Origin of the sequence: Dyella koreensis (assembly GCF_044904565.1) — a bacterium.
Lineage (GTDB): Bacteria > Pseudomonadota > Gammaproteobacteria > Xanthomonadales > Rhodanobacteraceae > Dyella_D > Dyella_D koreensis.
On sequence record NZ_JADIKD010000010.1, the window covers coordinates 431051 to 453117 of the forward strand.

The 22067-nt window shown below is 62.5% G+C and carries 17 protein-coding genes; 8 read left to right on the plus strand and 9 right to left on the minus strand.

What is annotated here, in order from left to right:
* Window positions 1-28: 28 nt before the first annotated feature.
* Window positions 29-1696, minus strand: a complete 1668-nt coding sequence (locus ISS97_RS11510; protein ID WP_379986546.1) for an ABC-F family ATP-binding cassette domain-containing protein — start codon at window positions 1694-1696, stop codon at window positions 29-31.
* Window positions 1697-2231: 535 nt separating this feature from the next.
* Between ISS97_RS11510 and ISS97_RS11515 the strand changes: the two genes are divergently transcribed.
* Window positions 2232-2627: a carboxypeptidase-like regulatory domain-containing protein gene (locus ISS97_RS11515; RefSeq protein ID WP_379986545.1), complete on the plus strand. Its 396-nt coding sequence runs from the start codon at window positions 2232-2234 to the stop codon at window positions 2625-2627.
* Between the two features lie 627 nt (window positions 2628-3254).
* On the opposite strand, the gene ISS97_RS11520 is transcribed toward ISS97_RS11515, so the two are convergent.
* Together ISS97_RS11520 and ISS97_RS11525 are read right to left on the minus strand one after the other, a co-directional pair.
* Window positions 3255-4436, minus strand: coding sequence for an autotransporter outer membrane beta-barrel domain-containing protein (locus ISS97_RS11520; protein ID WP_379986544.1), 1182 nt, complete (start codon window positions 4434-4436; stop codon window positions 3255-3257).
* Between the two features lie 376 nt (window positions 4437-4812).
* Entirely contained in the window at window positions 4813-5451 is a 639-nt protein-coding gene (locus tag ISS97_RS11525; RefSeq protein ID WP_379986543.1) for a TetR/AcrR family transcriptional regulator, read from the minus strand.
* Between the two features lie 85 nt (window positions 5452-5536).
* Between ISS97_RS11525 and ISS97_RS11530 the strand changes: the two genes are divergently transcribed.
* On the plus strand, window positions 5537-7078 hold the full coding sequence (locus ISS97_RS11530; protein ID WP_379986888.1) for an FAD-dependent monooxygenase: 1542 nt from the start codon (window positions 5537-5539) through the stop codon (window positions 7076-7078).
* Window positions 7079-7135: 57 nt separating this feature from the next.
* On the opposite strand, the gene ISS97_RS11535 is transcribed toward ISS97_RS11530, so the two are convergent.
* A complete protein-coding gene (locus ISS97_RS11535) occupies window positions 7136-7504 on the minus strand; it encodes a YciI family protein (protein ID WP_379986542.1) in 369 nt (122 codons plus the stop codon).
* A 267-nt stretch (window positions 7505-7771) separates the two neighbouring features.
* Between ISS97_RS11535 and ISS97_RS11540 the strand changes: the two genes are divergently transcribed.
* From ISS97_RS11540 to ISS97_RS11555, 4 genes are read left to right on the plus strand one after another with little or no spacing between them, the layout of a single operon-like run.
* On the plus strand, window positions 7772-8401 hold the full coding sequence (locus ISS97_RS11540; protein WP_379986541.1) for a class I SAM-dependent methyltransferase: 630 nt from the start codon (window positions 7772-7774) through the stop codon (window positions 8399-8401).
* A gap of 25 nt (window positions 8402-8426) precedes the next feature.
* On the plus strand, window positions 8427-9326 hold the full coding sequence (locus tag ISS97_RS11545) for a hypothetical protein (protein ID WP_379986540.1): 900 nt from the start codon (window positions 8427-8429) through the stop codon (window positions 9324-9326).
* A gap of 21 nt (window positions 9327-9347) precedes the next feature.
* Entirely contained in the window at window positions 9348-10265 is a 918-nt protein-coding gene (gene folE2 / locus ISS97_RS11550) for a GTP cyclohydrolase FolE2 (protein ID WP_379986539.1), read from the plus strand.
* Window positions 10266-10302: 37 nt separating this feature from the next.
* Complete coding sequence (locus tag ISS97_RS11555) at window positions 10303-10914, plus strand: peroxiredoxin (RefSeq protein ID WP_379986538.1); 612 nt, start codon at window positions 10303-10305, stop codon at window positions 10912-10914.
* Window positions 10915-11637: 723 nt separating this feature from the next.
* Here ISS97_RS11555 and ISS97_RS11560 read toward each other — a convergent pair.
* Together ISS97_RS11560 and ISS97_RS11565 are read right to left on the minus strand one after the other, a co-directional pair.
* Window positions 11638-13362 carry an ATP-binding cassette domain-containing protein gene (locus ISS97_RS11560; RefSeq protein ID WP_379986537.1) on the minus strand — a complete coding sequence of 575 codons (1725 nt, stop codon included), beginning with the start codon at window positions 13360-13362 and terminating at the stop codon, window positions 11638-11640.
* 156 nt (window positions 13363-13518) lie between these two features.
* Window positions 13519-14541: a serine kinase gene (locus ISS97_RS11565; protein ID WP_379986536.1), complete on the minus strand. Its 1023-nt coding sequence runs from the start codon at window positions 14539-14541 to the stop codon at window positions 13519-13521.
* 339 nt (window positions 14542-14880) lie between these two features.
* Between ISS97_RS11565 and ISS97_RS11570 the strand changes: the two genes are divergently transcribed.
* Together ISS97_RS11570 and ISS97_RS11575 are read left to right on the plus strand one after the other, a co-directional pair.
* A complete protein-coding gene (locus tag ISS97_RS11570; RefSeq protein WP_379986535.1) occupies window positions 14881-16362 on the plus strand; it encodes a B12-binding domain-containing radical SAM protein in 1482 nt (493 codons plus the stop codon).
* Window positions 16363-16367: 5 nt separating this feature from the next.
* Window positions 16368-17588, plus strand: a complete 1221-nt coding sequence (locus ISS97_RS11575; RefSeq protein WP_379986534.1) for a nucleotidyltransferase family protein — start codon at window positions 16368-16370, stop codon at window positions 17586-17588.
* A gap of 701 nt (window positions 17589-18289) precedes the next feature.
* Here the strand turns inward: ISS97_RS11575 and ISS97_RS11580 are convergent.
* From ISS97_RS11580 to ISS97_RS11590, 3 genes are read right to left on the minus strand one after another with little or no spacing between them, the layout of a single operon-like run.
* A complete protein-coding gene (locus ISS97_RS11580; protein ID WP_379986533.1) occupies window positions 18290-19402 on the minus strand; it encodes a glycosyltransferase family 4 protein in 1113 nt (370 codons plus the stop codon).
* Window positions 19399-20514, minus strand: a complete 1116-nt coding sequence (locus tag ISS97_RS11585; RefSeq protein WP_379986531.1) for a glycosyltransferase family 4 protein — start codon at window positions 20512-20514, stop codon at window positions 19399-19401. Before ISS97_RS11585 ends, ISS97_RS11580 begins: the two co-directional genes overlap by 4 nt.
* Window positions 20515-20526: 12 nt before the next feature.
* Window positions 20527-22041, minus strand: coding sequence for a B12-binding domain-containing radical SAM protein (locus tag ISS97_RS11590; protein WP_379986529.1), 1515 nt, complete (start codon window positions 22039-22041; stop codon window positions 20527-20529).
* Between the last annotated feature and the right edge of the window lie 26 nt (window positions 22042-22067).

Here is a 22067-nt window from a genome sequence, read left to right on the forward strand (position 1 = left end):
GGTCGGCGGAATCGCCAGTTATTTGGTGTTAGGTCCCGTTAGCGACGGTGGCCCGGGACGCTGTGTTCCATTCACATGCCTCCTCCATCAGACGGCCATGGGTCAGCGCAAGACGTCGCGTCAAACCCATGTTCTCGAGAAACGCGGCATCGTGACTTACCACCACTAGCGCGCCCTCGTAGGCACGCAACGCCTCCTCCAGCTGGCGAATGCTGGTGAGATCCAGATTGTTGGTTGGCTCGTCGAGCAGCAGAAGTTGGGGGGCGACATCGGCGTGCAGCACGCATGCCAGGACCACGCGCAGCCGCTCTCCACCCGATAGGTCGGCGACGGGCAGTTGCATGCGCTCGCCGCGAAAATGGAGACGCGCAAGCAGGTTCGCCCGCTCTTGGGCCGGCATGCCAGGCGCGTAGTCGGCCAGGCACTCAGCCACGCTACGGGTGGGATCGGCCAGCTCCAGTCGCTGGGAGAGATACGCCACACGCCCTTCCCCCCGCCGGATCGCACCGGAATCGGCCGAACGCTCTCCTGCCATGACGCGCAACAGTGTGGTCTTGCCGGAACCGTTGTCGCCCGACAGAGCGATGCGTTCTGGACCGCGAATGGCCATGGTCAGGCCATCCTCCCCGAACAGCGGCTTTTTGCCATGCCATATCTGCAGGTGTTCGCATGAGAACAGCACGCGCTGAGCGGGAACCCGGGTGGCTGGCAGCGTGAAGTCCAATGCAGTCGGCACTTCAAGATCACGTGCGGCATCAGCAAGACGCGTGCGAACCCTCGCAAGACGATCAGCATGCAAGCCGTCGGCCTTGCCCGCCGACACTTGCGCGCCGCGCTTGAGATTGCCCGCCGCAATACGGGAAAGGCCGGCGTCGGAGAGACCTCGCGCCGCATTTCCCGCCCTGCGCTCGGCACGCTCCCGCGCCTCTTGCTTGTCGCGCTTCTCGCGCCGGACTTCACTGCGCAGGTTCTGCACCTGCTCGACGAGTGCGCGCTGTTCGGCATCCACTGTGTCGCGATAGCTGTCGTAACCGCCACCGAACCAGCGGACGTTGCCGCGCGACAGTTCGGCAATCTGGTCCATGCCGCGCAGTAGTTCCCTGTCGTGGCTGGCCACCACCAGGCAACCCTGCCATTCGGCAAGTACCTGATAGAGGCGGCTCCGCGAGACGACGTCGAGATTATTGGTGGGCTCATCCAGCAGCAGTACGTCCGGACGCTGCACGAGTTTGGCGGCGATCCCCAGTGACATCACTTGCCCGCCGCTGAGCGTCGCCAGCTTTCGGTCCAGGGCAACGTCGGCGAGCCCAAGGCGCGTCAGCACAGCGTGGGCGCGCTCGCGAACATCCCAGTCACCGTCCAGAATATCCAGCTGGGCAGGCATCCCATGGCCCGCCAATAGGGCATCCAGCGCGACCAGTTTCGGCGCAATGTCCAGGACATCCGCCACGGTTGCCGCCTCCGTCAATGGCAGATGTTGTGGGAGGTAGGCTCGGATTCCGCGGACATCTATCGTGCCGGCCGACGGCTGCAGCTCACCCGCCAGAAGCTTCAGGAGGGTGCTCTTGCCGGCGCCATTGGGGGCAACCAGCCCCGTGCGCGATGGGCCAAGCGCAAACGAAAGATCGGCCAGAACAGGTGTGCCGTCGGGCCAGGCAAAAGAAAGATTGGAAACGCGGATGTGCGCTTCGGACATATGGGATTCTCCGTCGGAGCCCGTCGCAACGTTAGGCGTCAGGCAGGGGCCAACCGGATGGGGCGATGAACGCTGAAACCTCAGCGTCACGCAGTCCGGCATGGGTCGTCGGGGGGAATCGCTTTACTCACATGTCAGGAGATATCTCTGCAGATAGGGAATTTATATTAGCGCTTGAGGGCTACATTTGCTTGTACATCGCCTGACCGAAGCCGAAGCACAAGCCATGGTGACCGGCGCCAAAATTAAAAGATTGTGGGAATGAGCTCGCGGCAAGAAAAGCATTACGACCTTCACATGCCCCACCCAAGCCTGCTCGGTTAATTTAAACCATACCTTCTCGTGGATCATCCAACGGAACGATTCCGGCGATCAGGTGTGAACCAAGTTGTCGCAAGAAAAGACGCTTCCCCAACAAGGAAGATAAGTACCTCGGCAGCCACCCCACTGCCTCGATTCAACTGATATCGATCGCAAACCGACTGCTATGCGAGCAGTTGATCGGTTTGTCGCGCCATAACCTCCGAGCCCCCACATGAAAACCAACAAAAAACTCTTGCCCATTGGGCACCAGCATCAAACTCGCCGCTACGCGCTCAAGTTCATGACGGCGATAGCCGTGAGCGCATTCGGCGCCATCGCACTCAACACGGCATACGCGCAGTCAACCAGCTCCAGCATTGTGGGCAAGGCCCCAACCGACAGCACCATTACGGTACACAGTGACAAGGGCCTTACCCGTCACGGGTCCCCTAACAGCAAAGGCCGCTACAACCTCTCCGCATTGCTGCCCGGAACCTACCTGGTGTCGCTGGAAAAGGACGGCAAGACGCTCGCCACGGTGCAGGGTGTTCCGCTCTTTGCATCCAGGGCATCCGAAGTGGATTTTGCTTGCGACAACGACCAGTGCACGGGATCGTTCAATCACTGATCGCGCGGGCTCTTGGTGTCATGCCATCTGGCATGACACCAAACACCTGACGCCCACGCCCGGGCCACCTACGGCAAATTGGCCGTTTAGTTAAACGGCCGTATCTCGATCTCGCTCGTCCCTCGCATGGGATTACGCATATCACGCCGCCTACGGCGCGCGCATTGGTTTCCAAAAGTACATGGATTTTGGCGTCATGCCCAAGCCATTCCGCGTGCTCAAGCGATCGCGCCGCGTTGCGCGAACGTGCTACTCCCTGTGACATGCCACTCCCTATGAATTGTGGGATTTCGGTCGCATTGCCGGCGCCATGCCTGCGCTAGATTCCGGCCGCGTTCGCATCCGTTCACTCGTTGAGGAGGTGGACCATGCCGACGTGGACCTGAGGCTCGTTGCGTGACATGGGCTTACAGGCATTCGCCCATCTTCGGAGGTGCGCCATGGTTAATACCGATGATCTGAAGCACTTTTTCGGACTGTTGATCCACTGGCTATTGCCGTAAGCCTCGCTATAGAGGCGCTCTTGCGCGCCCCTTGGGGGCGCGCATTTTCTTGTGCGCCGGATGAGTTCTATTCTTTCCGCGCATTCCCGATCGAGCCGTTTCTCTACAACTACCCCGGCACGCTTCAGAAGCGCACCGACATAGCCGCAGTCAGGTCCTGGTCCACGGTGCGCTGGCTGCCGGCCTGGCCGGTATAGCTCAGCGAAAACACCGCGTCGGGTGCGAGCGTGAAATCCAGACCGGCGTCGAGCACGCCGACATCCCGGCTCACGACCAGGCCGCGCACGTTGTAGGCATTGCCACCGGCACGGAACGCCAGCGTGTGATCGACGTCCACGTCACCCATGGCGTGGCGCCAGCCGATGCCGGCGCGCGCGTTCACCGCCATCGTGCCGAGTTGGAAGCTGTCAGCTACGAAGTGCACGCCCAGAGTGGAATAGGTCACGTCGGCTTCGTGACTGCGGCCAACGAGCGCGGCCGGTCCACCGGATTCGCGGAATGACTCGAAGCTCTGCCGCACCTGGGCCAGTTGCAGGTAAGGCTGCCATGTATTGCCGCCCCAACGCAGGCCATAGCCGAGTTCACCGAAGGCCTGGGCGGTATGCCCGTAGTAATCCGTGCCAAGGTGGGCCGCAGTCAGTCCGGAGACCTGCACGAACCGGTCGGTGGCGATATCGTGGCGCACAAACACCGCGCCCATCTTGAACGTGAGCGCGCCCCACTGCGTTCCCGCATACGCGCCGTAGGTGGTGTCGTGAGTGCTGGCGGTCGAGTAACGGCTGTCAGCGGTGAGCGATGAATGGTCGTAACCAAACAACACGCCCGCGCGCCAACGATTGTCGAAGATCAGCGTGTCGATGCCGCCCATCACGCCGCCCATATCGCGCGTGACCGCACCGGCATTGCCGTTGTTGCCCTGATGGCTCCAGCCACCAGCGGCCTGTGCCCACAGATGGCTGCCGTCAGCGCAGCCGGCCGCGCAGGAAAGCCGCGCAAAGGTTGCGTCGCGGGCGAAATGACTGTCCTCGATCATCTGCGTGCCAACCGCAGCGTGGATCTCGCCCGACAGACGGTCGTATCCCGCGCGTGCGCTAGCCGGATCTGCGGGCCACTGGCTTTGCAGGGATGTCCGTAACGAGCTTCGCACCGGCAGTGACTGCAAAGCAGTGGCGACCGCCACCTGATTGGGCGAACCGGAGGCGACGAAAGGCTGGCTCTGCGTCATCGCCGCTGAGAAAGGTGTGGCGACCGCCAACGCGGTCCCGATGAACAACAGGCGCCTGATGCGCCGTCCCGAAGTGTGCATGGACGGTTGATCGTGTGGGGCACTAACGCTCATCGCGCCGAGACCGCGGTTGCGAATAGGCATACATGGCTCTCGATGACCGCCACCGAGCGTGGCAACTGCCAAGTATCCTTGTCGCACCACAAAATTATGTGTGCATGGTCTCGTCGATGCGCGATAGAAATGCGGTGTTCATCTGCGAGCCAGCTCAAGCTTGTGGCGAACTGTTGCAGATCTTCATGAGCTTCGCCTCCACATAGCGCAGCTCACGCACCTCACACTTCCGTGCCTTCATGCACTCGCGCTACACACTTCGGTTATCGGTCCTGTATACACTTTGGTGACAGACATCTGACCGTTTATTGACCAACGATCCGCCTGAAGGGATTCATCGGCGTCAGACGTAAGGCGTCCCGGCGAGCGCGGTGTTGACTCCGGCGAAGCCGCGCTCCATCACCCTCACGAAAGCCGCTTCGGATTTCCGTTTCTCGCGAAACGCGCGAAGCGCCTCGCCATAGGCAACCACCAGCGTGCCCATCAGCATGGTCGCTGCCAGGCGGGCGACGGGGTCGGCGTGCGATCTGCCCGCCGCATCGGACAGCATTTCCGCAAGATCATCGGAGAGCGTTACCTGCAGCTCGCGCGCACGCGTCGTGAGTGCCGGACTCTCCGCGACGGTGCGCCAGAACCGGACGGGCCGCGCCGTCATCCTGAACAACGGATGCCGCTTCTTTACCAGCGTACGCATCAACATCTGGAACGCGTCGACGGGCGATTGCTTGCCGCGATCGGCAAGCGCCTCGCGCACCAACGCCCGCACTTCCTCTTCGCGATCGAAGACAAGGTCTTCCTTTCGCGGAAAGTAGTTGAACACCGTTTTTCTGGCGACGTCCGCTTCGCGCGCGATCTCATCGACCGAAACATTTTCGAAGCCACGCTCGACGAACAATCGCGTAGCGATGTTTGAAATCGCCTGGCGGGTCTCCGCCTTCTTGCGATCCCGGTGTCCTGGACGGTTTGACATGCTGATGCTCATCACCCAACAATCTTACACCGAGTGTAAGATTTTCGCCATGACACTCCCCACCCCGCTGGCCTGGCGCCCGCTTGAGGACATTGCCTTGATTTATGACGTCGTGATTGCCGGAGCAGGCCCTGTCGGCCTGTTTCTCGCCTGTGAACTGCGCCTCGCCAGTCTCTCCGTGCTGGTGCTGGAGCGGGCCGAGGATCCGCGCTCCCCTTTGAAGCGCCTTCCGTTCGGTATGCGAGGCCTTTCGGCGCCCACCATCGAAGCCTTCTACCGCCGCGGCTTGCTGGACGACATCGCGGCGCTGCAGGTTTCAAAAGGTGGCGCGGGTGGTGGCAACACATCGGCGGCGGCGCATTGGCTGGACCAGCCTCGCCGCCCGGGCGGCCACTTCGCCGGCATCCAGTTCTACCAGGACCATATCGACGCATCGAAGTGGCCGTACCGCCTGCCGAGTCCGGCCGGCACTAGCATGGCCGTCGATATAGAGTCCCTCGAATCCACGCTGGCCACTCGCGCGAGCGCGATGGGGGTCGACATCAGACGTGGCCTCACCGTCGAAGACTTCGACCCGTCGGACGAAGGCGTAACCGTTCGCGTGGACGGTGAAACGTTTCGCGGGCGCTGGCTCGTCGGTTGTGATGGCGGCCGCAGCACAGTGCGCAAGGCGGGAGGCTTTGAGTTCGTCGGTACCGATCCCGAGTTCACCGGTTACTCCGTTGAAGTCGACCTGGCCGATCCGGATAAGCTCCGCCCCGGCCGCCACTACACGCCGACGGGCATGTACACCTACGCGCAGCCCGGAACGATTGCGATGGTCGAGTTCGACGATGGGGCTTCCCACCGGATCCAGCCGATCACACGCGAACACGTGCAGGCGGTGTTGCGTCGTGTCTCCTGCACCGATGTCACCGTGACGGCCCTTCAGCTTGCAACGACCTGGACGGATCGCGCCTACCAGGCAACCGCTTATCGCAGAGGACGCGTGCTGCTTGCCGGTGACGCCGCGCACATCCATTCACCGCTCGGCGGCCAGGGACTCAACCTCGGGCTTGGCGATGCGATGAACCTTGCATGGAAGCTTGCAGCCACTATCCGTGGCTACGCGCCGGATGGCCTGCTCGACACCTATTCGAGCGAACGGCATCCGATCGGTGCGAAAGTCCTCGATTGGTCGCGCGCGCAAGTCGCGCTTATGCGGCCGAGCAAGAGTTCGCGCGCGCTTGAAGCCATCATTCGCGACCTCATCGATACACGCGACGGCGCGACATATTTCGCCGAACGCGTGTGGGGCGTTTCTCTCCGCCATGACCTCGGCGATGGCCATCCGCTCGTGGGGCGCAGCGCTCCCGACTTCGAGCTCACCCATGGAACGAGACTTGGCGAACACCTGAGGACGGGTAGCGGCCTGCTCTTGGACTTTGACGCTCGTGCAGCGCTTCGGGCAGTGGCAACGCGCTGGGGTGATCGCGTCGCTTACATCACAAGCGACGCGAAAAACAGGCTGGGCTTGAGCGCCATGCTGGTACGACCCGATGGCATCGTCGCCTGGGCTACGGAGGCCGCGCCTGCCCCTGATGAAGTTGCCCAGGCCGCATCGCGATGGTTCGGCGAGCCGAGGGATACGCGAGTCTGACCCATGAGCTTCTCGCGCATCCAGCCACGGATCTTCGTGGCCGAATGCATCAGACCCTCATTGCAGATCGTCCATCTCATAGAGCGGCCGGATTTCGATCTCGCTCGGTCCCGGCATGGGATTGGGACAGCGCTTTACCCAGGCAACCGCTTCGTCCATGTCCTTGACCTCCCAGAGCCAGAAGCCGGCAACCAGCTCCTTGGTCTCGGCGAAGGGCCCATCGGTGACCATGCGGCCTGGACCATCGAACGCAACACGCTTGCCCTCCGAGGAAGGCTTCAGGCCATCGGCGGCGAGCAGGATGCCGGCCTTGGCCAGCTCGTCATTGAATTTGCCCATCGCCTCAAGCATCTCGGCCGTTTCGGGCGTGGAGAAAAAGCCCTTCTCACTGTCTTCGGTCGCTTTCACGAGCACCATCACACGCATTGCCTGTCTCCTGTTTGAGCCGGACTCGTTGTCCTGACATCAGAACGACGAACGGGGTTTCCGAAAATCGACACCCTCCTGCAAAGCTTTTCCGGCCGTTGAGGCGCGGGCGCGATTCGCTGTCATGCCAGGATGGCATAGAGAACCGCTTGGCCCCACGCAACCTTCCACGACCTGGCCGGCACTCACGTCGAGCAGTGACTCGACCACCGGAATATCGGTGACAGGGCATCTGGCACCGATTTCGCCAGCTAGACAGTGGACGACATGCATACGGGAGAGCAGTACCACCAATTCATTCTGGCCTCGCCGCGCGACCGCGCGGTGCGCGACCGGTTTCAGAAGCTGGCCTTGGATCTGCTGCCCGAAGGAGCGGACGTGCTGGACTTCGGCGCGGGTACCGGCATTGATGCAAAGACCTATGCGGCCAACGGACACCCCACTTTCGTGTACGAGCCTTCGGCAGCAATGGGCGCATACCTGGCGCAGTACTGCCGCGACGAAATCGATCGCAAGACCATCGTTACCGTGGGGTCGCCCCTCACTTGCGAGGTACAGGCGGTAACAGCGAACTTTGCGGTCCTCAACCATTTCGCGGATCACACCACGCTGTTTGAGGAGTTATCGCGCGTGGTCCGCCACGGCGGCTTTATCCTGGCCAGCATGCTCAATCCCTATTACCTCTGCGATGCGCGTTACAGCTGGTGGCGGGCGAACGTCGTCAATCTCGTGCGCAGAGGTCACTACGCCATCCCGAGCGAGAGCAGCATCCATCGCTTCGCACCCCGCGTGGTAGCGCGCGCGGCGGCGCCGTACTTCCGGCTGGAACGCCTTATTCCGCGCGGCCTCGGCACGGCCACCCAGCTCTACATGTTCCTGCTCTTTCGGCGTACCTGACATGTGGAAGGACTGGGTAAGACCGTTGGTTCGCCCACTGCCGCAATGGTCGACGGTTGCCGTTGCTCCTCCGCAGCAAATGGTCACCGCCACCCTGCATTGGGACGGCAAGTCAGCCGACGTCACGGCGGACCACACGGTGGCTTCGCTCAAGCCGCTGGTGATCGCCACCAGCATCGACGCCGGCCTGCATCCCTTCATCGAATACCGCGACCGTACTACGGGAAGACTTCTCGGAACGTTGCGCCTGGAACGCACGGCGTACGTCGTCACCGAAGACACATCGCTCACCCTCTACCACATTGCAGCTGGCGAACACCGCTGCCTGGGCTGGCCCTTGCGCCCGTGGAATGCGTGGCTGCAGAACCGCCTTATGCTGGGAAATCAGGGGTCGCCCCATTCTGCCCTGGAGCCTGCGGCGGTCCAGCAGCTGATGATTGCCTATCTGTGTCCGCGGCCGGTCATCCTTGTTTCCGTCGACGCACCGGACCATCGGAATATCTTCCCGATGGATTTGATTGGCCCACTCGAGCGCAGCGGTTACTTCTCGCTCGCGCTGCGCAGCACCAACGTCTCCATGCCCACCATGCGCGAAGTGCGCCGGGTGGCTCTGTCCAGCATCCCGGCGACAATGAAGGGGGTTGTCTACAAACTCAGCGAGCATCACAAGCAACCGCTGATGGATTGGGATGCACTGCCGTTTCCTGCCCGATTGACGCGGGAGTTCGGCATTCCCGCCGTGGCTTCAGCACTGCGTGTACGGGAGCTCGCCATCGAACATAGCCAGGAAATCGGCTCGCATACGCTTTTCCTTGGCCGCATCATCTCTGACGAATCTCTGGCGGAAGGCACCCAGTTGCATCACACGGCGGGTTTTCATCAGGCCTATCGCCGCCGGCAGAACTTGCCGCTTGCGGAGGTCTAGCCCGTGCCGGACGGGAACCAAGTGAAGCGAGTTCATGAAGCCAGTGGGCTGATGCCGGATGTGGCCGCCGATGCGCGGCCGCATTCGGATGGCCTGCTCGACTGGGTCGGCATGGACCGGATCGATGGCGTGGTGCGTTTCGATGCCGGCGACGGTGAGATCCAGCGTTGCCGCGCCCGTATCGGCGTCTTCGTCAACCTGATTCGACCCGACCGTCGCGGCATCCATATGTCTCGTCTTTACTTGCTCATTGACGAGCATCTGAGTGCTCACGCACTTACCGTGCCAATGATCGAAAGCCTGATGCATGCGCTCCTTGAGTCGCACAAGGCATTGGCCGATCGCGTGCGTATCAGCATAAGCTTCGAACAGCTGATCCGGCGCGCCGCGCTGCGCAGCGAACATAGCGGCTGGCGTATTTATCCCGTATCGATCGACGCGAGCCTGGACGCCCATGGCTTCCAACTGGAGCTGGGAACCGAAGTGGTCTATTCCTCTACCTGCCCCGCTTCGGCGGCGTTATCGCGCCAGCTTATCCAGCAACAGTTCGCAAAAGATTTCGATGCCAGCCACACCGTCGACCATGCCTCCGTGCTGGCGTGGCTGGGCAGCGAGAAAGGCATGGTCGCCACCCCTCATGCGCAACGCAGCGTGGCGCGGATACGAGTACGCTTGGCCGATGGCGTACCGCTCGATCTGATCGCCCTGCTCGACCGCGTCGAACAATCGCTGGGTACGCCGGTACAGACGGCGGTGAAACGCCAGGACGAGCAGGCTTTCGCCCTCGCCAACGGTAGTAACCTGATGTTCTGTGAAGACGCCGCACGCCGTATTCAGCGAGCGCTGAATGCCGCTACCGACATCGCCGATTTCAGGATCATGGTCGAACATCGAGAAAGCCTGCATCCGCACAATGCCGTCGCGAACGCGAGCAAATAATTCACCAGACTGTTTATCCACCCATAGGACATCAAGCATGAAGAAGCGTTTTGTTACAGCGGCGACCCTTGGCTCGCTAGCGGCACTTTTCATCGCCATGCCGGCCACCGCCGCGCTCAAGCCGGGCGCAGCAGCACCCGATTTCGCTCTCGAGGCCAGCCTTGCCGGCAAAGACTTCAGCTTCTCGCTCAAGGAAGCGCTGAAGAAAGGACCCGTGGTGGTCTACTTCTACCCATCGGCCTATACCGGCGGCTGCGACATCGAAGCGCATACCTTTGCGACAGAGAAGGAAAAATTCGATGCCGCCGGCGCCACCATCATCGGCGTCTCCGCCGACAGCCTCAAACGACTCAACCAGTTTTCATCCGACCCGGATTATTGCGCCGGCAAATTCCCCGTCGCCTCCGATGCCGACGGCAAAGTCGCTGCCTCCTATGACCTCAAACCCATGGCAGCACAGCCCGGCATGAAGGACGTGCGAGGCGCCGTGATCGACCACGCCTTTATTCCTCGCGTGACCTACGTGATCGGCAGCAACGGCAAGATAGTTGCCACCTTCTCTTCGGATGACGATCACCTGACGCCGAAACAGCATGTGTCGAAGTCGCTGTCGATCGTGCAGGGGATCAAGGCGGGCAAGGCGCCCTGATTTTGGGTGGCACTGAGGATTGTCCTTTGTGTTGGTCGCGACAATCGTTGGGTTGTCGCGACCTGGCCGCTTATGCAGCGGGCATGTCGGACGCCTGCCGGCGCCCGAGTCACTTTCTCTTTGCTGACCCAAAGAGAAAGTAACCAAAGAGAAATGGTCTGGAAGAGCGTTACACGCCTCGTAGCTGCGCATCTTCCAGTGTCAGACGTCGCGTTTGCTCCTGCCCCCTCCCCTGCTCGCAGGGGAGGGTTGGGGTGGGGTGAGTACTTGAGAAAGCGTCTCGGGAGAGGTTGTCGCAAGGGCTTACCCCCTCCCGGCCTCCCCCTGCGAGCAGGGGGAGGAGAAAGGCACGCGCAACTCTCACGACGCCAATCAGATCCAGAAGAGAGAGCAAACAGAGAAACCTTCCAGACGTCTGGCACTGGAAGATGCGCAGCTACAGAGCCCACCGCCTGCTCTCAGGCCATTTCTCTTTGGTTACTTTCTCTTTGGGCCAGCAAAGAGAAAGTGACCCGGACCGCGGCAGCGGTTCGGAACGCCCGCTGCGTAAGCGGCCAGGTCGCGATAACGCGACAATCGAAGCGCTTCACTACTGGATTTCGGCCTGCGCCGGAATGACGAAGTAGGTGGGAATGGCATAGGGAGTGGCCCGCCACCCTAGCTCTCCCCTCCACGCAAGGGGAAGAGCGTATCGATACAAACTCGGAGAGTTTGAACAAGCCCCTACGGCCGCGAAGCCACAGCACGCAACGAATCCCGACAGATCGACGCCACCACCCCACCATCAAGCATCAACTGCTGATCAGCCACCGCCATCACCCCATGACGATGAGAGATAACAACCATGATCGTATGCGGCAGGCGCCGCTTCAGCACCGAAAGCACGCTCAGCTCGGCCGCCGCGTCGAGTGCACTCGTAGCTTCATCCAGCAACGCCAGATAGGGTTGGCGCAGTAGCACCTGAGCCAGCAGCAGCCGCTGCAGCTCACCACCGGACATACGGCTGGTCGCATCGTGCAGCGCCGTATCGAGTCCATCGGGCGATCGCGCCAGGCGCTCATCGAGACCGACGTCCGTGAGCACACTGCGCAATGTGTCTTCCGTCGCATCGGGCTCGGCCCATAGGAGACATTCGCGCACGGTGCGCTGCCACGGGCGCACACTCTGGCTTACGTACGCACCATCCCGAACCAGCTCGCAATACTCGTCGAAGCTGATGGCACGTCCGGCAATGCGCGCACTGAAAGACTGCGGCGCCATCATGCCGGCGAGGACATCGGTCAGGCTGCTCTTGCCGATGCCCGAGTCGCCGTAGACAAGGGTCAGCTCACCGGGCTTCAGCATCAGTCCGTTGACGACCACGCCTGAGGATGGCGGTATCACCCGCAGACTATCGATATGCAACGTGTCGCGAGACACCGGGCGTCTGATCGCTGCGCTGGCACCGGACGGCTCCACATCCATGTAACGCTGCCAGAGTTCGAGCGCTGAACCGGCCGTGCGCAACTGTTGAAAGCTCTGTCGCGTAGCGGCCAGATACGGCAGAAGCCGTCCGAGCAGCAGGCACACGGCAATCAGCGATGCCTGCTCCACACCACCCCAGCGTTGGGCGACCACGAAGATGAGCACAATGCCGCATGCCGCCAGGACCTCCACCACCAGGCGTCCTGAAGCCACCAGTTCCAGCTGACGACGATAGCCATCGCCGAGACGCGCCGACGTTTCGCCGTAACTCGCCTTCTCCGCCTCTTCGCGGCCGAACGAACGCACATGACGCAACCGGCGGGGGAAATCCTCGCTATGCCAGAACAGGCTGGTCATATCGGCCACATAGCGCCGGCTCACCTGCGCCTGTTCGCGGCCGAACATGCGCGATGCCAGCAGGCCAATCGCGGCCAGCACCGGTGCTGCGAGCACCAGGGGCGGCGACACCCATAGCGCCAGTCCCAGGCTGACCATGCAGGTGAGACCTGCCACCAGCAACTGCAGCATCGCTGCGAATCCCTGCACAGCGATCTCGACATTATGGGTAAGCGCATTGGCAATTTCGGCCGATGTCGAATCGGCGAGCGCCCGCAGCGATGCACCGATCAACCTGGCGTGAACCTGCCGGCGAAGACGCACGCCATAGCGACTGACCAGTCGCGCACCCAGGCGCGCCGTCTGCCAGCGCAACAAGGTAAACACCGCGGTAACGCCCGCAAAAAGCAGTGCCCGCGCAACCCATCCGCCGCGCAGGTCGAGCAGACCGCCCACAAGCGGCGGCGGCAGCCCTGGCTGGATCAGCGGCACAAGGCTTACGGCGGCCAGTCCGCCCGCCAGCGCCGCGCCGAGCGAAAGCAGAACGTAGATGGCGATTTCCGCCATGTCGCTGCGGGTGAGCGTGCGCATCATCACGCGCAACCATGGTTCGGATGCGTCGGGTGTGCGGAATGCGTGATCAGCCATGTCGGCTACCGTCCCTTAGGGGCAGCGAGAGCCATGGCTGCAGCGGCCTGATGTGTCGACGCAGAATGACGCTCCCTCCACCGCGGTCCCAAACCGTGAGTGCCCAACGCCATAAGGAAGGTTGCGTGTGCATGGCCGGGAAGGCCTTGCGGTAAGTCAGCGCAGCAAGGTCAGCAAGGCGTCCACCGAGTTCCTTGGATGGGCACCCCGGCGCAGTTCGTACATGCCCAGCGTTGCAAGGCGCTGCTGGAACGCCTGCCAACCGGGCTGGCCGGATGCATAAGGCTGGTCGAGGGTCAGCCGCGCGACGGCATCGGCTTCGGGGAGCCTTTCCAGCAGGACCTCCGGATCATCGCCCCACTCACTGGAAACAAACACGGCGCCGGCCAGCTCCAGCGGCGCAGTGGCGATCGAGCCCTGTCCACGTCGTAGGTCGGCCTCGTGCTTTTCCACACCACTCCGGCGGCGGATAACCGGCGCTTCGCCGATCCAGTACCTGGCCTCGGCATCGTCGACGAAACGCAGCGCTTCGGCCTGCACGTGCAGGAAATTCGCTATGCCAGTGGCCAACATGCTACCCGGCTCGACGAACACGGCATCCTCGGCGAGAAAATCGAGCCCACACAGCAGACTGTGCAGAGCCAGCGTCGACTTGCCCGAACCGCTTGCCCCCAGCAACAACAAACCCCGCCCGTTCCTTCCGACGCAAGCGCCATGCAGCGGAACAAGTCCAAGGCCGCGGGTCGCCAACGTAAAGACGGCGAATTCGATCAGCTCGTAGCGCACGTGATAGGGGTGATCGAGCATGTCTTCCGATGCCACCACCAGTGCCTTTCCCTGCGCCGGAGACATCACGACATAGTTGGAAGCATCCATCATGCCGCACAGCAAATCGGCACCCGACTGCATCTGCACCGCTGGCGGCTCGCCGCTTACCGGCTTCCTGCGCGGCGGCACCAGTCGCAGTTCGACATGAAACTCCGGTGCGATGATCGGCAGCTTGTGTTGCGGCAGGCCGGCATAGGCCGCATCGACCAGGTCAAGCAACCTGGCGCTGGCACTTTCGAACCGAAAACTTCCCCCCAGCAACTGCCTGCGCAACACGCGACCATCGTCGCCCCGCTCCAGGAAGGGATCGGTACCGAATGCGCTTTCGGGATGGCTTGACGTCGAAGACATGAACTTGAAGGCCCGAAGTGGAGGGCATGAGCGTCGATCGAAAGATCGCTGCATGTGATAGCACAACGCTTCGCCAGCGGTCATCCAAATAATTTTCTGCCACAAGGCAACCCTGGCCGGACAACTTGGCACTCACTTCCAACTGAACGTTAAGGCAACGCTGATTATCGGTAGGAGCGCACCCTGTGCGCGAAAGCAGCCGCAAGGCTGCCGTTCTTTCTCACCCCGTAAAGCGGCGGCCTCGCGGCCACTTTCGCGCACAGGGTGCGCTCCTACGGGCTTCGGTCGATGGCGACGTACGCGTGCACCCGATGCTTATCTCCATAAGGCTCTCCAGAGATGCTAAAGATCCAGGTCGGCCACTCTTACTACCTGCATTTCGATAGAAAGCAGTGGGAGCGTGGCAAGCCCTACCCTCCCCTTGCCACCATCCAGGTCGCAGCGATGTTGCGACAGCTGGGGCACGACGTGGCGTTATTCGACTCCATGCTCGCCCAAGACACGCAGGCGTACGAAGAAGCGGTGCGCTCGCTGCGGCCGGATGTCGTCGTGCTCTACGAGGACAACTTCAACTATCTCACCAAGATGTGCCTGGCGCGCATGCGCGAGGCGGCCTGCCAGATGATCGGCGAAGCGCGCGCCAACGGCGCAAGGGTGATCGTCGCGGGCTCCGATGCCTCCGACCAGCCGGAAGTGTTCCTGGCGGCCGGCGCACAGGTCGTGCTTATCGGCGAAGGCATCGCGCCATTGGTCGAACTGGTGAAGCGGCTGGAGCGCGCGCCCGACATCGATGATGCGACGTGGACAGCCGGTATCGCCGGCGTGGCATCGGTGGCCAACGGCCAGAAGCGCATCGGCGCCGTGCCGCCCGATCCACGCATCGCCGGACATCCCGCATGGGACCTGATCGACATCGAGCGCTATCGCGCGATGTGGCAGGAGCGACACGGCTATTTCAGTCTGAACATGGCGGCATCCCGCGGCTGTCCCTTCCGCTGCAACTGGTGCGCCAAACCCATCTGGGGAAATCACTACAACAGGCGCCCCGCACGCGACGTCGCCGAAGAAATGGCCCACCTCAAGACGGCCTTCAGGCCCGACCACATCTGGCTGGCGGATGACATCTTCGGTTTCCACGTGAGCTGGGTGGAAGAGTTCGCCATGCATCTGGATGAGCTCGACGGCTCGGTCCCATTCACGATCCAGACGCGCGCCGACCTGATCAGCGAGCGTATGGCCGCCGCACTGAAACGTGCAGGTTGCGCCGAGGTATGGCTGGGCGCCGAGAGCGGCAGCCAGCGCGTGCTGGACAGCATGAACAAGGGTACGAAAGTTGCCGATCTCATCGCTGCACGCGAGCGGTTGGGCAAGAACGGTATTCGCGTAGGCTTCTTTATCCAGCTGGGTTATCTCGGCGAGCAACTGGTCGATCTGCTGGCGACACGCGACTTGATCGTGCAAGCAGCTCCCGACGACATCGGCGTCAGCGTGTCCTACCCACTGCCGGGCACGAAGTTCTATGAGCAGGTCAGGTCACAACTTGGCGCCAAGACGCATTGGCAGGAAAGCGACGACCTCGCGATGATGTTCCATGGCGCCTATGACTCGGAGTTCTACCGCCAAGTGCGCGACCTGCTGCACGAGCAGGTGACGCTCCAGCAGTCGTCGATCAATGGACGACAGGAGGATCATGACCGCGCACAGGCCATGATCCATGCGCGCTGGGATGCATTGCTCGCCCGCGAACACCTGCACCGCACCGAACAGGCCCTGCTTCCGCTGCCCCTGCCTGCGCAGAACAAAGCCAAGGCCATGAGCTAGCCAACATGCTGCCGCCGCTGAGAACCCTCAAGGCTATTCTGCGACGCACGACGGAGACCCTTGCGCACCAGCTCGCACGACCGAGTGAAACGGCACCGGACTGGAGCGATCTCGAATGGCGCATGGCCATGGCGGTTGCCGCCGCGCATGGCATATCACCGCTGTTATGTACGCTCTCCCCATGGAGCAACCCGGCTTGGTCCGAGTTTCTCGTCGACCAGCGCGCGCATGTCGAACATCGATGCAAGCGCATCTTCGCCCTGCTGGAACAGATCGACGCCGCGGCACGTGCCGAAAGAGTGGCGATAGTCCCGCTGAAAGGTTCGGCGCTACATGCGCCGGGACTCTACCTCCCCGGCGATCGTCCGATGGCCGATATCGACCTGCTGGTCCACGAACACGATGCCGAAAAGGCAGGCAGGCTGCTGCAGGCGCTCGGTTACGAGGCCTCCTTTGCGCAGTGGAAGCATCGCGTCTTCAAGCCGCGGGAGGGTTCGCCACCGGCCGTGCTCGGCGAACACCGCGATACGCCCATCAACATCGAGCTGCATACGCGCATCCAGGAACGGCTGCCGGTGCATACCATCGATATCACCGATCGCATCTATCCCGGCGATCCGCAGCCAGGACTCAACCCGTACCCGTCAACCGCTGCCCTGTTGAGCCACCTGCTACTGCACGCCGCAGGCAACATATGCAACAGGACGCTTCGCCTGATCCATTTGAACGACATCGCACTCCTGGCGATGCGCGTGCATCCCCATGAATGGGATGCGCTCTGGCACACCCACACCGATGACGACGCACCCTGGTGGGCACTTCCGCCGGTCACCTTGACCACGCGCTATTACGACGATGCCGCACTCGCCCAACTGCGCGATCGATTCGAAACAGAATGCCCGCCACTGCTCCGCACCATCTCGCATCACCAGACGCTGACGCAGGTGTCCTGCTCGGAGCTGTGGCTGCATGCGTTCGCTGGCGTCGAATGGTCCCGATCGCTGGGCGAGGCGAAAAACTACGTCGTTAACCGCGTGAAGCCTTCGAAAGAGACGATCCAGGAGCGCAGCGACATGGTGCGCACGCAGCTCTGGCTGCGGGATCAGCCGTGGGTTACGCAATCGCGTGGGCGGCGCATGCTTAGGTGGCTTACCAGTGGGGCGCCTCGCATGGACACACTCTATGTTGTGCGCGCGGCGCTGGCTTACCCTTTGCCGGTTGAATGACGCGCCAGTCGTTGCGTTATCGCGACCTGGCCGCTTACGCAGCGGGCGTTTCGGACGCCTGCCGGCGCCCGAGTCACTTTCTCTTTGCTGCCCCCCGAGGGGGCCTAGAGAGAAAGTAACCAAAGAGAAATGGTCGGGAAGAGCGCGGCGTGCTTTGTAGTCACGCATCCTCCAGCATCAGACGTTGGGCTTGCTCGTGCCCCCTCCCCTGCTCGCAGGGGAGGGTTGGGGAGGGGTGAGTACTTGAGAAAGCGTCTCGGGAGAGGTTGTCCCAAGGGCTTACCCCCTCCCGGCCTCCCCCTGCGAGCAGGGGGAGGAGAAAAGCACGCGCGGGTCTGACGGTGCCAACCAGTTCCAGAGCAGAGCGGAACAAGGAGCGAAGCTATCCCGATGTCTGGCACTGGACGATGCGCAGCTACAACGCCCACCGCCTGCTCTTCAGGCCATTTCTCTTTGGTTACTTTCTCTTTGGGCCAGCAAAGAGAAAGTGACCCGGCTCGCGGCAGCGAGTCGGAACGCCCGCTGCGTAAGCGGCCAGGTCGCGACAACGCGACAACCGAAGCGACAACGCCCTGGATTCCGGCCTACGCCGGAATGACGAGGAGGAAGGGACATCGCAAGGGCCGAACCCTCACCCCAGCTCTCTCCCCCAAGCAAGGGGAAGAGCAAATCGACACAAACCTAGAAAGCAGACTCCCGATTCAACGCGGCGAATCCGTCACCAACAACTGCAAATACAACGCTTCGAAGGCGCGCGCCGTATGGTCCGCATCCTCGACAATAGCCCTGCGCTGCGCAGAGATAGCCAGCTTCAGCCGCAACTCCTCATCCACAAGCAGACCATGAATGGCATCGGCCAGCGCTTCCGGATCTCCCACAGGGACAGCCAGCGCACCCCATGGCGCCCACTCCGCAATATGCCCGACGGCGGTGCCAACTGTAGGCACACCCGCGACAGCGGCCTCCAGCGTCACTAGCGGGCCGGCCTCGTGTCGCGAGGACATCACCAGCACGTCGGCGTTCTCCATCAGCGGCCGCAGTTCGCTATGGGTCTTGAATCCCAGCAGGCGAACATGCGTCTCCAATCCCAGATCGCGAATCAGACGCTCTATTTCTCCCTGCAACGTATCCACGCCGACGATATCCATCTGGAACGACAGCCCCGCCCCGGCCAGCAACGCCAGCGCGCGCAACAGCGTCGCCTGATCCTTGACGCGGTTGAGGCTCGCCACATGGATCAATCGTGCCTGGCCATTCCCTCGCCGCCGCGGAGCGAGTGGCGGCCATCCCCGCAGATCCACCCCGAGCGGCACCCGATGGGCACGCAAGCCGAGTGCTTCGACGGCATCGATCATCGGCTCGCTGGCCACGGTGATCACATTCGTGCTGCGCAGTACCAAGGCCTCGCGCAGCCGGGCCTTCCACGAGCGTCGTCCGCCGTAGCCTATGTCGTGCAAGGCGACGAGTTCTCCACCGGCGATGTGCACCAGGCTGGGCAGGTTCAACAGCGCAGCCGCCATCACGGCGATCAGACTGCACGATCCCGAAAAAATAGCCTGGATCAGATCAAAGGGGTCACGCTTATGTTCTTCGCGGATCGCGCGGATGGCACGAAGACGCGTTCGGTGGTCCCCGATATTGTGGATATAGGCGCCCGCAAGCCGCCAGCGCGCGGGCTGCGGCTCCTGATGCAAGGCGAACACATGCACTTCGTGCTCGCGGGCCAATCGCTCGATCAGCGCCAGCAACACCGGAATCACTCTGTACTCGCCCGAACGATCGACGCCGCCTGGCACCACCAGCGCGAGTTTCATGGAGCCACCCGGCACCGGTGATCCAGCAATTGGGCATAGGCGCTGTTCCATTGCCGGCCCACGGCGGCGAACGACAGATGCGCATCGAAATGCGCGCGCACCCGCTCAGGAGAGGGGCGATCGGCCGCAGCGCGCACAAGCGCCTCAGCCAATGCATGGGCATCGCCGCGAGGCCACAACGCCCCGATATCGCCGGTGAGCGCGCGATGAGAAGGAATGTCCGTGACCACGGGCACGACACCACACGCCATCGCTTCAAGCGCGGCATAGCTGCAACTTTCCGCGAGGCTGCCAGAGACAAACAGATCCGCCGCCCGCATAAGCGACTCCACCGTTGCGTGCGCGACCTTGCCCAGCAAATGCACGCGCCCTGCGAGTCGCGGTGCAGCGGCGATGCGTCGCTGCACCGCGCCAAGCAGCGGCGCGTTGCCAAACGCGCACCACAGTTGCAATCCGGGCAGGCGCTCGGCGGCAAGTGCGATGCCATCGAGCACCGTCAGCGGATCCTTGCCTTCGCTCAAATGCCCTACCCATAGCACCGAGGGATTGCCATAGAGGCCCGTTTCGGCGCATGCGTCGGTGCGGCTGCCGGGCGTAAATCGGCAGCTCGATTCCGGTATGGCGAACAGGCGCGTCGACGGCGCGAACAGGCCGGCCTGCACGAAAGGCTGCGCCAATCGCGTCGATGTGAAGGCGACGCCCGAGGCCACCGCATACCACCGCCGCCACTGGCGGCGCTGCCAGTAGCCGGGTATGCGATCGGCATGGTCCTGCAGCAAAACCGGGAGCCGCGGCAGATGCTGCGACACCGTATAGATGTCTTCGGCGAAGCTCAGGCCGTGAACGTGGAGCACATCGGCCTTGATCTCATCGAGCAGACCGGCAAGGCGCTGGCTTCGATCCGCTCCATCGCCTGTAGCATCGACGAAGTGGTAGTCGACACCGGCACGCGCCATGCGCTCGGTATGCGCTGCCACCTGGACCACGGACACGCGCGCACCGGAGCCGGCCACAAGCTCCGCGATATCCGCCAGCGACGGCCATTGCTCGAGCGTCTCGGCGAGCGGCTGGCCTTTCGGCGCCGGTAGAAAGTTGATCTGCGCGACGTGCAAGGCGGCCTCCGTCTACAGGCCTGAGACCTGTGGCATGCGCAGACGCACGAGCCGGTTCGCCAGGTTGAGTTCCCAAGGGCGGTCATAACGGCGGAAACGGTAGCGCCAGGATGCCGTGGCACTGAGCGCCCGCTTGGCCCACGGTGGCGAATTCAGATCCTGCACAGTGGGATAGCGACAGCGCAGCACGGTCACGAAGTCGTGAATGCGCCGGCGCATCTTGTCATCGAGCCAGGGCGCATCGGCGTGGCATGCATAGTTCACCCATTGCGGCTGCGTCCACTCTTCCGGTGTGCTGGGGAACATCACAGGCTCACCGTTGATATCGCGCAAGGGCGTGGCGGCACGGCGGCCGCGGTCCTTCTCGTGGCGACTGCTCTCCGGCAGCGGCGTGTAGACATAGACGATGATCTCGGACTCCGGATTGATCCGCTTCAGCTCGCGGATGAATTCGAAGGTGTGTTCGGTTTCTTCTTCTGTGTTTTCGGGCGGCGCGACCATGAAGGAGAGTTCAGGGATCACGCCATGGCGCCGGCACAACTCCGCTACCGCCAGCGTCTGGTCGGGGCGCGTGCCCTTGCGGATTTCCTTGAGCATCTGGCCGTTGGGCGATTCCGCGCCGATGTAGGCCATCTTCAACCGGCTCTTGCGCACCAGCTTCCAGGCTTCGTCCGACAGGTTCAGCAGCGCATCGGCGCGGGCATAGCACCACCACGGCATCGCGTACTTGGCCATCACTTCCAGCAACGGCAGCATGTCTTCTTCCCGATCGAAGAAGTTATGGTCGAAGTACTGGATCGAGTCCGCGCCGAGCTTGTACTTCAGATAGCTGAGATCGCGCTCGAGACGCGCCGCGGCCGGCAGCATCGTGGTGCCGCCGAACATCGCCGCCACACCGCAGAAAGTGCAACGGAACCGGCAGCCAATCGCCACCTGGTGCGCCGCGGTGCGCCGGCCAAGAAAGGTGCGTGCGAGGTATTGCCGGGGATCTCCCAGCTTGTCGTAGGGCAGCACGCGGCCCGGATCGGCGAAGCTGAAGTGGCGATTGGGGTTATGCACCACGGTGCCCTGATGCTTCCATGACAATCCGGCGATGTTTGCCGGCGCTGCCGAAGGCTCCGCGCTCAACGCAGTAACGAGCTCCTGCAGGGTCTTCTCGCCCTGCCCCCGGATCGCGTAGTCGACATACGGAGCGGACAACGCCACCTCCGGATAGAGCGTCGGGAAGTACCCGCCCCAGACAATCGGCAAAGCCGGAAAGCGTTCGCGTATCGCTTGCGAAACCGCGATGGCCGGCGCCGTCTGCGGACCGCCCATGACACTGATGCCCACCGCATCGAACCGATCCTGCTCGATGGCACGGAGCGTAGAAGCCACAAAGTGGCGGTCGATATTGCCGTCGATGATCCGGCTGCTGCCGCTTCGATCCAGCGTCGCGGAAAGATGCAGCAGCGATAGCGGAAACCGCGCGCTGGCGCGCCGGGTGATGGTCGGATTGACGAGCAAGGTGTTGGGCGGGTTCGGCATACGCGGGTTCGGCCTGAAGTGATGTG

Coding starts and splice junctions, on each gene's coding strand:
- ISS97_RS11510 (WP_379986546.1), bottom strand. CDS start 1,696: ATGTCCGAAGCGCACATCCGCGTTTCCAATCTTTCTTTTGCCTGGCCC.
- ISS97_RS11515 (WP_379986545.1), top strand. CDS start 2,232: ATGAAAACCAACAAAAAACTCTTGCCCATTGGGCACCAGCATCAAACT.
- ISS97_RS11520 (WP_379986544.1), bottom strand. CDS start 4,436: ATGCACACTTCGGGACGGCGCATCAGGCGCCTGTTGTTCATCGGGACC.
- ISS97_RS11525 (WP_379986543.1), bottom strand. CDS start 5,451: ATGAGCATCAGCATGTCAAACCGTCCAGGACACCGGGATCGCAAGAAG.
- ISS97_RS11535 (WP_379986542.1), bottom strand. CDS start 7,504: ATGCGTGTGATGGTGCTCGTGAAAGCGACCGAAGACAGTGAGAAGGGC.
- ISS97_RS11540 (WP_379986541.1), top strand. CDS start 7,772: ATGCATACGGGAGAGCAGTACCACCAATTCATTCTGGCCTCGCCGCGC.
- ISS97_RS11555 (WP_379986538.1), top strand. CDS start 10,303: ATGAAGAAGCGTTTTGTTACAGCGGCGACCCTTGGCTCGCTAGCGGCA.
- ISS97_RS11560 (WP_379986537.1), bottom strand. CDS start 13,362: ATGGCTGATCACGCATTCCGCACACCCGACGCATCCGAACCATGGTTG.
- ISS97_RS11565 (WP_379986536.1), bottom strand. CDS start 14,541: ATGTCTTCGACGTCAAGCCATCCCGAAAGCGCATTCGGTACCGATCCC.
- ISS97_RS11570 (WP_379986535.1), top strand. CDS start 14,881: ATGCTAAAGATCCAGGTCGGCCACTCTTACTACCTGCATTTCGATAGA.
- ISS97_RS11575 (WP_379986534.1), top strand. CDS start 16,368: ATGCTGCCGCCGCTGAGAACCCTCAAGGCTATTCTGCGACGCACGACG.
- ISS97_RS11580 (WP_379986533.1), bottom strand. CDS start 19,402: ATGAAACTCGCGCTGGTGGTGCCAGGCGGCGTCGATCGTTCGGGCGAG.
- ISS97_RS11590 (WP_379986529.1), bottom strand. CDS start 22,041: ATGCCGAACCCGCCCAACACCTTGCTCGTCAATCCGACCATCACCCGG.